This is a genomic window from Bacillus sp. sid0103 (assembly GCF_019219025.1).
The window spans coordinates 40,100-52,262 of the sequence record NZ_JAHUWN010000007.1 but is presented as its reverse complement, the minus strand read 5'-3'; the positions used below and the strand labels follow the sequence as shown (position 1 = coordinate 52,262).

Genomic DNA, 12,163 nt, shown 5'->3' with positions numbered 1-12,163 from the left:
TCATCTTTATATGCTTTCATTATATTTGTAGTTGTAACATCCAATAAAACAAAGAAAAGAGGTTTTAAAATGGTAAAGCGTAAAACAAAATTATTCACTGTACTTGGTATCTCAACTGCATTATTAGTAGGAGCTGGTAGTACGTATGCCGCTCAAAAAGAAAAAAAAGAGTTAGTAAAAACAACAGTAAAAGCACCAACTACTAAAGAAATTAAATCAGTATTAAAAGGTAATCCTACACCTTCAACTTCTAAAGAAATTAAATCAGTATTAAAAGGTAAACCTACATCTTCAAATAATAAAGTAGAAGGGTTATTTTCTACAAACGGTAAGCCTAATTATACTGCGGATTATTTTTTAAACGATGAAAAATTATTTTCGTTATTAACAATTAACGCACAAGAATTAAAACAAGAATTAGCAACGGGAAAATCTGTAGTTGAGATTGCAGCGTCTAAAAATGTTTCTAAACAACAAGTGATTGATGTTATTGCAAAAACACAGGTTGATGTACAAATTCAAGGTGAAAATAATGGTGATGTTCCTAAAAACATTCGTTCAATGGAGCAAAGATTAAAAGATATTGAACCAAAAGTATTACAAATCATCGAGCATAAAACAGAAACTCCATGGGAGAAATAAATCAACCAACCAGTATCCCTTAGGGAGTACCATACAATAAAAGGACCCTATTCTTTTAAAGAAAAGGGTTCTTTCCTTTTAGAGGCTCTTCCGACAAAATATGAAATTACTCTTATAAATACTCTCTTATTGTATGGTTCTTACTCAAAAAGGAAGGAACTATTTTTGTTTTTTGTTAGAGTTCTTTATCTAATCTTTACATGGGTTTGTTATTCTGCATTTAAACAAACGACACAGAGAACCATTCTGAAATTAAAAGCATGTCAATGGATAAAATAAGTGAATGGTAAGCTTCGAAAGAGAGTGTGGGTAGATCATGCAGCATAAAATCCTGATTGTGGAAGATGAAGAAATTTTACGTGACATTACGAAAGAGTATTTAATAAATGAAGGGTTTGAAGTTATTGAAGCAAGAGATGGTGAACAGGCATTATCGTTATTTCAAGAAGATAAATTTCATTTAGTCATTCTAGATATCATGCTGCCAAAAGTGGATGGCTGGGCTGTTTGCAGGAGAATACGTAAAACATCAAACGTCCCCATTATTATGTTAACGGCACGTGCTGATGAGGACGACACATTGCTTGGATTTGAGTTGGGGGCGGACGATTATGTTACCAAACCGTATCGTCCGCCCGTGTTGTTGGCAAGGGCCAAGCGTCTTCTTGAGAGTCGGTATCGTATAAATGAAACATCAAACGATACTTTGAATAGGAATGGGATTTCCGTCCATTTTCCTTCACGAACAGTCGAAGTGGACGGCAGGAAAATAAATTTGACCCATACCGAATATGAAATCTTATCATATTTAATGCAAAACCAAGGGATTGTCATTTCAAGAGAACAACTGATATCCAAGGTTTGGGGGTATGAATTTTATGGTGATGATCGAACCATTAATACACATATTCGAAATTTGCGAACGAAATTAGGAAAAAAATCAAAACTGATTACTACAATCATACGTACAGGTTATAAATTTGAGGAATATCTATGAGAAGCGGGATTGTATTAAAATTATTTCTCCTAACATCTGTTTTATGTTTATTGATTACAGGAACAATTTATATGGGACAAACCATCTTCTTTAAGCAATATTATGCGAATCGTAAAGTACAGGATTTAAAGACCAGTATCATGTCATTTGAAAAACAGTTTGTAAAAATGGCAGGTAATATTCAAGCGGTTCAACAGTTAGAACAAGATTTTTATCAACATCATAATTCTTGGCTAACCACATTAGATCAAAATGGAAATGTAAACACAGCAAAAGATTTTTATGTAACAATTGAGATAGAAAGTCAGAAAAATACTACATCTCCTAAAACAATGACCATTCCGCTTTACCACCTGATGAAAGTAGATAATGGAATGAAAAATGAGCTGCCTCTTTCTCTCGGGGACGATGTGGATCTATACACTATGGAAAAAAATCATATGGTCTTACCGTTTTATTTATATTCTGTTCAGAAGGATACTGATTGGTTAAACCTTCTTATTTGGACAAAAATAAATGAGAACCTCCAAGAAAAAGTGAAGAGTAATAATCCAAGTGAAGTTTTGCCCAAATGGGTCTACTTAATAAAAAATAATGCCCAATTCAAAATCAGTAGAATCAAAGGAAAAGTAAGAGAAGTTCGATTTCCAGATCGAAATGATCTATCCAGTTTTATTTACACAAATAACTTGTTTTTGGATCGAATCAATGAATTTCAGATGGACCTATTATTGAATAAACATCATTATCAGGATGAATCATTCCGAATCCTTGATTACGAACAAAATGATATTAAGTATAAGCTGTTCATCGACCCAGTCAAAGACAAAAATGGCGAAACCAATTATATTTTTTCAATGGCCTCCTTGCAGCCTGTCGATGAAGCCGTCCAAATGGTAAAAGATTATTTTGTCTATATAATTGCTTTTGTCATGCTACTCTCATTCGTAGCGTCCTTTTATTATTCGCTTAAGATCGCCAGACCCTTATTAAAAATGAACAACATCACCAGAAAGATGGCAAACTTGGATTTCACTGAAAGGATCTCCATCACATCAAAAGATGAGATTGGTGATTTATCACAAAATATTAATGTTCTTTCAGAAACTTTGCATTCTCATATAAAACAGTTACAAAAGGATATTGAGAAAGAAAAACAATTAGAAAATACGCGGAAAGAATTTATCGCTGGTGTATCACATGAGTTAAAAACACCTTTAAGCATCATGAAAAGTTCGATATCGATCATAAAAGACGGGGTTGCGAGTCATAAAAGAGATTATTATTTTGACGCGATGGAAAAAGAAGTCGACAAGATGGATCATTTAATTGTCGATATGTTGGAACTCGCAAAATATGAGTCGGGAACCTACAAAATGAACATGGAACCATTTTTGATTGATCAAGTGATTCGCCGTATTTGTGAGCAATTATGGATGGAAATAACGAAAAAGCATCTAACCATTCATCTAGATGTAGCACCGATCGAAGTCATCGCCAATCATCGTAGAATTGAACAGGTCATCACCAATTTTATCACCAATGCCATCCGTTATACTCCCGAAAAAGAACGGATTATTGTTTCAACACTCGAAGAAAAGGATCAAGTGAAAGTATGTGTGGAGAATAAAGGAGCTTATATTCCAGTAAATCAATTAAATAAAGTATGGGAACGTTTTTACCGTGGTGATACGTCTCGGCTCCGTTCAGAGGGCGGGACTGGATTAGGCCTGGCGATCGCGAAGAATATATTAGAACTTCATGGTGCGAAATATGGCGTAAAAAATACAGGCGATGGGGTATTATTTTTCTTTTACTTAAATAAAGCAACTATATAGTTTCATCCTAATGTAAAATTCTTTACTTCATCTTCATTTTATGAGAGTGATGACATACTTGAACGAGTAGATGGAATAAGAGGATCAAAATTAAGAGAGTACTTCATGTAGTTATTATCACTATTGCACAGTAAATTGAAAAGGCATGTCACCAATGTGGCATGCCTTTTCAATTTACTGATTTATCAATACATGTGCCATTTTTAATGCTTTACTATTTTGTTTCTGTTTAAAATAATAATTAAATAATTCTTTTTCGGATCGTTTAATTAAATAAACAAAACCAAATTTTTTAAATAAAGGTAATGAATGTTCGGACAAGTATTGATGGTATTCCTGTTCTTTATTTTGAATTAAATAACGAAGTAAGGTAAATAAGTTTATATATAATTGGTCGCTTTTCTTTAGAGCTTTTTCTAGTCCTTCTTTTGCCAGTTGTAATAATTCATCCTTTGGAAGTAAACTCCCATAATATGCACTGTTTATAAATCCTTCTAAAGAAAGTAAGTATGGGCCCGATTCATGATCTTTAAGACTCATTGACTCTTTATAGTATTTATTAGCTGGTTCATAATTTTTTCTTCTAAAGTATTCAAAAGCTAAGTTGTGTAATACCTTTGCCTTTCGATCGGGTGAATGACAAAGTTCACAGCTTTTGATTAAGCTTTCAAACCTCTGAATGGTCTCTTTAAAATCTCCATCATCTTTTACTTGAATCGCCATAAGCATTTCTGCATCAATCACTCTAAGATAGTTATTAATTTCTTTAAAAAATTGACGCGATTTATCTGCAAAAAAATAAGCCATTACTGGTGATTCATTTAGATGATAGGCAACTGCTAAATGATAGGTATATTCCTTGTTATTGTAATCTGTATCATTAATTGATTTTAATGCTTGAATTGCCTTGTGGTTTTCATGTTTCGCTAAATAGTAAACTCCTAAAACGTGTTTAAACAGATTAGCTTCGTAGGATGATAATTTATGTTCTTTCTTGTGGATTTCAACAATGATGTCTGATGCTTCTTCGGTCAAATTATGCATTAATAAATACCTAACCCGAAGTAACTTGTAAAGATTGATATAATCAGAGATTTGAATCAAATCTTCTTGTTCAAGTTCTTGATTTATAAGATCCATTTCTTCAAATAATTGCATGACAATAACTTCATGCCAATGATTTAATCGCTTTTTTATATTTTTAAGTTTTATTATTTCATTTTCGATAGTAATTCCTAGTCGCTCGGATAAAAGAGTGACAATTTCAGGTGCATATTCAGTATGTAATCGCTCAATTTTACTAATATGTGTTCCAGAACAAATCCCTTTTCCTAAGTGCTCTTGAGTCATTTGGTATTTTTCTCGATAAAACTTTATGATTTTCCCCTCATACATGTTGAAATTCTCCTTTTAGAAAAATTATATTTTGATAGTTTTGAGTAAAGGAAAACCAAGATTCCCCCAAGTACAAAAATGATTTTTTCTATATAATATAAAAATTGTCATTTTCTAGTAATTTTACAGTTGAAATCTTTATAAATAATCGTTCAATTCTTCGAAATTTGACAATATTCTACAAGGATTTCGTCAAATCGTATAGTCGAATGAGGAAAACTCGTAGAACAATTCCCCCAATTTACCGACAATAAAAGCTCAAGTACAATAGGAATTAATAGAGTTGTCTAATTATTCATACTCTTATTTTACACTATCTTTCTTTAGGGAGGAAAGCGATTCTCATAGGAATATGTAACTATTTTATTAGGGAGAACCTGTTAGATTGTTATTTTTAAAAAGTAATAGGATTAAAATTTACAGCTGAAATCAAATTAATAGAAGGAGCGTTAATTTTATGAAAATTCGAAAGAAACGATTTCTAAATGTTATGGTAACAGGTGTAATAGCATCCAGTTTACTTACATCTTATTTAATGCCTCAGCAAAAAACCTATGCTATATCAAATTCTGCAGAATCGATCTTAAAAGGACTAACAGAAGAACAACGACAGTCTATAAAACGATTAACCCCACAAGAAGGATTCATAATTGATCCAAGTTTGTTGTCACTTAAAGATAAAACCGCAAATGTCATTATTGAGTTCAAAACAGCTCCGATCGAAAATGCTCAGCAATCAAAATCAAAAGGTACATCTAAAAATAAAGCAGAAAAGATAAAAGGGGAACAAGAATATTTTAAACAACGATTAACTGAAATTTTTAAGAAGAAGGAGGAGTTAAACCAAAATAAAAAAGAAAATCCAATTCAATATCAAATTAAACAAAGTTACCAGAATGTATTTAATGGAATGGCTATGACGATTCCTACAAGCGAAATTAATACCTTGCTTCAGACGGGTGTAGTTAAAAGGATTTGGAAAGACAATGTCGTTAGTTTACCGAAAAATGAATCGACTACTACTCAAGAACCAACAACTGGAAAGGTAATTCCACCAGCGCTTCCTCATATAGGAGTTGATCGTTTACATAATGAGGGCTTAAAAGGACAAGGAATAAAAGTTGGGGTACTTGATACAGGGATTGACTATAATCACCCTGATTTAAAAGATGTTTATAAAGGCGGATATGATTTAGTCGATAATGACTCCGATCCAATGGAAACAACTAGAGCGAAATGGCTTGCATCTGGACAACCTGAAACGATAGATGGTAGTTCATACTATACAGAACACGGAACTCATGTTGCTGGAACAATCGCATCTAACCCTAAAAATGATGTTGAATATGCAATGACAGGTGTAGCTCCGAATGTTGACTTGTATGCATATCGAGTATTAGGAGAATATGGATCAGGATATGATTCATCGGTTATCGCAGGTATAGAAAGAGCTGTAGAAGATGGAATGGATGTTATTAATCTATCATTAGGTAATGGTAATAATCATTCCTTAGACGCTACATCTGTAGCAATCAACAATGCAGCATTAAAAGGGGTCATACCAGTTATAGCCGGAGGAAATGCAGGGCCAAATCCTGGTACGTTAGGTTCACCAGGTGCATCTCCGCTAGCAATCACTGTTGGGGCTAGTGATGTGCCGACTGATATTCCAACCGTTAAAACAAGTTTAGCAGATATTACAGTTCAAAATACATTAATGGGGCATGGCCTTGGTAAAGATTATCTACAGTTAATGGATAAAGAGTTTGATGTTGTTGAAGTAGGAATTGGTACAGAAGAGGATTATATTGACAAAGACATTAATGGGAAAGTGGCATTAATTTCTCGTGGCACGATATCATTTGATGAAAAAATCCGACGAGCTCATGATAAAGGTGCTGTAGCTGTATTGATTTACAATAATGAGGATGGAGAAATTCCATATTTCTTGGGTGAAAATCATGGGTATGTCCCAACCTTTAAAATGTTACAGGACGACGGAGTAAAACTTTCAGAAAAATTAAAAGCAGATCCTACAGCTAAACTTAAATTATCAGACTTACAGTCCAATATGACTACAGGTGATGTGTTAGCTGATTTTAGCTCACGTGGTCCAGTTCGTAATAACTTTGATATTAAGCCAGATGTAGTAGCACCTGGGGTTTCTACATTCTCTACTGTCCCAGAATATATTAATAGTCCAGAAGATGGTGTCGATTATTCTAGTGGGTATGCGAGTTTAAGTGGAACATCCATGGCAACACCACATGTTGCTGGAGTTGCAGCCTTATTATTACAATCACATCCAGATTATACAGTTGCAGATGTAAAAGCTGCGCTTATGAATACGGCTGATCCTTTAAAAGGTCGTATGTACAATGTCAATGAAGTTGGAGCAGGACGCGTCGATGCTTATGAGGCAGTTCACAATACAACGTTATTTGAAGTACAAAATAAGACGACTACCTTAGATGAAAATGGATTAAAAATAGAAATCGATGACATTTCAGGATCTATCCCTTTTGGTAGTGTTGCACAATCAAGTGAAACTCAAAATAGAAAAACATCGATTTCTATTAAGAATTTAAGTAGTGAACTAGAAACATATCATACTAGAGTTGAATTTTTAACAATTGATGGTGTCTCAAAGGATGCTGCAAAGAGTGGTGTGACGCTTCAATTACCATCGACGATTGAAGTGAATGGAAATGAGAGTAAAAATATTAATGCAGAAATATCAATTCCAGCTAATGCAGAATTTGGGATATATGAGGGATATATTTATATTGAAAATGAGTCGAAAACAGCAGAATATCAAATTCCTTTCCATGTTCGTTATTCTAAACCTGGATTCGAAAAATTAGAATTTTTTAAACATGCAATTACGAATGACCTTAGTAACTTTCATCCATACATCGAGCCGTTTACACCAGTCAGTTTCAAGTTAAGTAGTCATATGAAAACGATTGATGTAGTGGTTAGCGATCTAGATGGAAAACCAATTGGGTTTTATGGCACATTCAATTTAGAAAATGCGTCAGTTGATACGGAGTACTTAATATTTTTCGGATTTTCAGGTGAAGTAAAACATTTTACAGGTGATCCGAATAAACCTTTAGCACAGGAATATGAACTACTTAAAGAAGGTAAATACATTGTTTCTTATATTGGTACCGGGATAGATGGTAAAACATATAAAATCGATAATGACATGGTGATTGATAATACCGCTCCAACACTTGAATTTGATAAGAAAACAGGAATCCAAGAACTTTCAAGTTCAGATTTAACAACTGAAAGTTATGACGGACAAGATTATACAGCATATTGGGTGCATGGAAAATTGTATGATGATACGATTGACTACTTAAAAAGTAGAGGACATGACATCACTCAAGAGGCAAATACCGCGTACGCTTATCAAGATTCTTTTTGGCCAACAGCTGAATTTTTCCCAAATGCGAATGGTGAATTTAAATTTGGTGTCTTACCAGAAGAATATGCAAACTATCCAACAAATGTAAGAATCTATACCTATGATTACGCTACAGCAGGAAATCCGATTTTCCCAGAATTTACTTTTATTGATAAAGGAGATCAATATTCCTTAATAAAAAACAATACAAAAGGTGTAAGTCTAGGATCAGAGTTTGTGAATACATTTACGGTTCAAAACGCGAAAGATTTAACAAGTGCTTCTGTAACAATCGATGTCCCTAATTTCTATAAAGTTGTAGACGTTAAGCCATCAAAACAGTTAGAGGATCTTGCTAAAAAAAATAATTGGACTATTAATGTCGCAAAGCCACAAATTACAGAAAGCACATGGTCTAATATTTCAGCATTTGCTGTAGATATTTCAGACAAAAAGACAAAATTACCTGTTTCAATTAATGATGATATTGATTTATTGGATATCACATTAAAAGTAGTAGATGACCATAATTACATGGTAGAAAGTACATTCTATTATCAAGAATCTTCATATCAAACAAGCTCTGGTAGTAAGTCTTCTTTACCAACATTTGCTGAAAAGTTTAAATTCATTTCCCAGCACTCATGGGTAGAAGGTTACTATCATGGTGAAGCAGTTAATTTTGACAACTATGATTTAGATTATTCAAAGATTGGGACAAAAGCTTATCTGGTTGATAAAAACGGTAAAAAGTACCCTGCAGATATTTCAGAAAGAGGGTATATGACGTTTACAGATATTCCTGCAGCGAAAGAAGACTATACGTTAATCGTAGATATTCCTGGGCATTTCCTATATAGTAAAAAATTAACTTTAAGCAGGACAATTGATGGAAAAGTCCAAGGCAACTTCTATACTGTATATACGGATACGGCAGCTGCTGGAGATGTCAACGGAGATCATGTAATCGATATTTATGACGCGAAGCTTATTGCAAACAATGCTGGAGAAACAGGAGTTAAACTAAAAGCAGATCTAAATAAAGATGGAATCGTGGATATTGTAGATTTCAACTATGTCGAAAAGAACTTCATGTCCATCAATCCATACTTCCCAACATCAAATAAGCCAGTTGAAAAAACTAAGGATTTAACATTAGAAGAATTGAAAAAAAGTTTTAATTAAAAAAAGAGGGTGCCTTTTGATCATAAAAGGCATCCTTTATAATTTCTATTGTAAAAAGCTTTGATTTAAATTAAAATTGAATGAGTATTCATTCATTTAATTGTTTTTTTGAAACTTTAAGGTAAATTAGCAACGAACAAAATTTATCAGAGGAGATTTTAAATGGAAAAGTTCATACCAATCCCACAGCCCAAAACCTTTGGTCCGCTTGGCAACTTGCCTTTAGTCGACAAGGAAGCGCCCACCCTATCATTTTGTAAACTTGCGGAAGAGTACGGTCCCATTTTTCGAATGGAGTTCTATGGTGGATTCTCAACCATCTTTCTTTCTGGCCACGAATTGGTAGCTGAAGCTTGTAATGAATCAAAATTCGACAAGAGCCTTACAGGTGGTTTAAGTAAGGTTCGTGCCTTTTCCGGAGACGGGTTATTTACCAGCAAGACAAAAGAGCCAAATTGGCAAAAAGCACATAACATTCTTGTTCCTTCTTTTAGTCAACAAGCGATGAAAGGGTACCACTCGATGATGGTCGACATTGCCTTTCAGCTTGTTCAAAAATGGGCACGTCTTAACCCGAATGAGAGTATTGATGTATCAGATGATATGACCAGACTTACACTTGACACCATTGGTATATGTGGTTTTAACTATCGATTTAACAGCTTCTACAGAGAAAACCATCATCCTTTTATCACTAATATGGCTAATTCACTTGACGAAGCCATGCATCAAGGTACACGCCTGCCTATCCAAAATAAATGGATGTTGAAAAGAAAACGACAGTTTGAGCAGGACATACAGGCGATGTTTTCCTTGGTTGACGAACTGATTGCTGAGCGGAAAAAACATGGAGATCAAGGGGAGACCGATATGCTCGCTCGGATGCTAAGTGCTATGGACCCGGAAACAGGGGAAAAGCTTAGTGATGAAAATATTCGTTTTCAAATTATCACCTTCTTGATTGCTGGACATGAAACAACAAGTGGTTTATTGTCCTTTACTCATTACTTATTATTAAAGCACCCTGATGTACTTAAAAAAGCTTACGAAGAAGTGGATCAAATCTTAACAAGTCCGATTCCAACCTATAAACAAGTTACTGAGCTTAAATATATTCGAATGATTTTAAATGAATCGTTGCGTTTATATCCTACTGCACCGCAATTTACCCTTTTTGCAAAGGAGGATACGGTCCTAGGAGGAAAATATCCAATTAAACAGAAGCAAAATGTGGCCATTCTCCTGCCTCAGCTTCATCGAGATAAAGCAGCATGGGGAGACGATGCCGAGGAGTTTCGTCCTGAGCGGTTTGAAGATCCAAGTAAAATACCACACGATGCCTATAAACCATTCGGCAATGGACAACGGGCTTGTATTGGGATGCAGTTCGCCCTTCATGAAGCTGCATTATTGATGGGCATGATTCTTCAAAACTTTGAATTAATCGATCATACAAACTACCAGTTAAAAATAAAACAAACGATGACTCTGAAACCGGATAATTTTACGATGCGTGTCCAATTAAGAGACAAAAAAATCATAGATCCATTTCCTGCGAGTTCTAAAGAAATGGTTCAATCCGGAATGAAAAAGATTAACTTAGTTCAGAATTCTACTATTATGGGAGTCAACAAACGACCACTCCTTGTGCTTTACGGCTCCAATATGGGAACCGCAGAGGGGATTGCACGTGACCTTGCTGAAAGGGCTAGCGGGCACGGTATCAGGAGTGAAGTTGCCGCACTTGATGAACGGATTAACAGTTTGCCAACAGAAGGGGCCGTCTTGATTGTTACTTCCTCCTATAACGGGAAACCGCCAAAAAATGCACGGAAATTTGTCCAATGGTTGGAACAGCTTGAACCAGACAGCCTTAAGGGCGTGCATTATTCGGTTTTTGGCTGCGGAGATCGAAACTGGGCAAATACCTATCAAGATGTACCGAGATTCATAGATGAACAATTAGCGATTAAAGGTGCTACCAGGTTTTCTCATCGTGGTGAGGCTGATGTAAGCATGGACATTGAGAAGCAGCTTGAAGAATGGAAAAAAAGCATGTGGTCTGACGCGATGGAAGCTTTCGGGTTAACGCTTGTTGATAAAGATGAGTTAAAACGAAGTATACTTACGATGCATTATGTTAGTCATACCGATGATTTCTTTGGTGGTCTTCCTAGTAATAGTAGAGAGAATGTCAACCGAATCTTGCGGCGTTTTAGCCTGAATGGAAATGATCAAGTAATTTTAAGCGGCCAAAGCTCATCCCATCTTCCATTAGATCGTCCTATAGGTCTGTATGAACTGCTAATTGAAAATGTTGATTTACAGGCTGTGGCAACACGAAGTCAAATACGTGAACTTGCGGATTTAACGGTTTGTCCACCACATAAGCGAGAATTAGAATTATTGTTAGAGGAAGGGAACTACGAAGAACAGATATTGAGGAACAATATTTCGATGCTTGACCTTCTTGAAAAGTATGAAGCGTGTGAAATGACATTTGAGCGGTATTTGGAGCTTTTACCTCCACTAAAATTGATGGCAGAAATTGTTTAAAAATGAAATGATAAAAAAGAAAATAAGCTTTCATCACCTGGATATTCTCTCAAAATTATTCGTAAAGCAATTGAAATTTCCAATCAGTACCGCCAGAAAAGGAGACCTCCTCGCTCACTTAATTATTTAAGTGGG

General features: G+C 34.9%; 4 protein-coding genes and 2 pseudogenes. 5 read left to right on the top strand and 1 reads right to left on the bottom strand.

Annotated features, from left to right (window positions below):
* Nucleotides 1-282: 282 nt before the first annotated feature.
* The 3 genes and pseudogenes from KW850_RS09730 to KW850_RS09720 all read left to right on the top strand — a co-directional run.
* Nucleotides 283-642 (top strand): annotated as a pseudogene (locus tag KW850_RS09730) (hypothetical protein); the annotation flags it as partial.
* Between the two features lie 316 nt (nucleotides 643-958).
* Complete coding sequence (locus KW850_RS09725) at nucleotides 959-1,639, top strand: response regulator transcription factor (RefSeq protein ID WP_218347371.1); 681 nt, start codon at nucleotides 959-961, stop codon at nucleotides 1,637-1,639.
* Nucleotides 1,636-3,477 carry a sensor histidine kinase gene (locus KW850_RS09720; protein ID WP_218347370.1) on the top strand — a complete coding sequence of 614 codons (1,842 nt, stop codon included), beginning with the start codon at nucleotides 1,636-1,638 and terminating at the stop codon, nucleotides 3,475-3,477. Before KW850_RS09725 ends, KW850_RS09720 begins: the two co-directional genes overlap by 4 nt.
* A gap of 174 nt (nucleotides 3,478-3,651) precedes the next feature.
* On the opposite strand, the gene KW850_RS09715 is transcribed toward KW850_RS09720, so the two are convergent.
* The gene (locus tag KW850_RS09715; RefSeq protein ID WP_218347369.1) at nucleotides 3,652-4,872 is read right to left on the bottom strand and encodes a helix-turn-helix domain-containing protein; all 1,221 of its coding nucleotides are present in this window, start codon (nucleotides 4,870-4,872) and stop codon (nucleotides 3,652-3,654) included.
* 457 nt (nucleotides 4,873-5,329) lie between these two features.
* Between KW850_RS09715 and KW850_RS33880 the strand changes: the two genes are divergently transcribed.
* Both KW850_RS33880 and KW850_RS09705 read left to right on the top strand, forming a co-directional pair.
* Entirely contained in the window at nucleotides 5,330-9,472 is a 4,143-nt protein-coding gene (locus KW850_RS33880) for a S8 family serine peptidase (protein WP_218347368.1), read from the top strand.
* 162 nt (nucleotides 9,473-9,634) lie between these two features.
* Nucleotides 9,635-12,007 (top strand): annotated as a pseudogene (locus KW850_RS09705) (cytochrome P450); the annotation flags it as partial.
* Nucleotides 12,008-12,163: the final 156 nt, after the last annotated feature.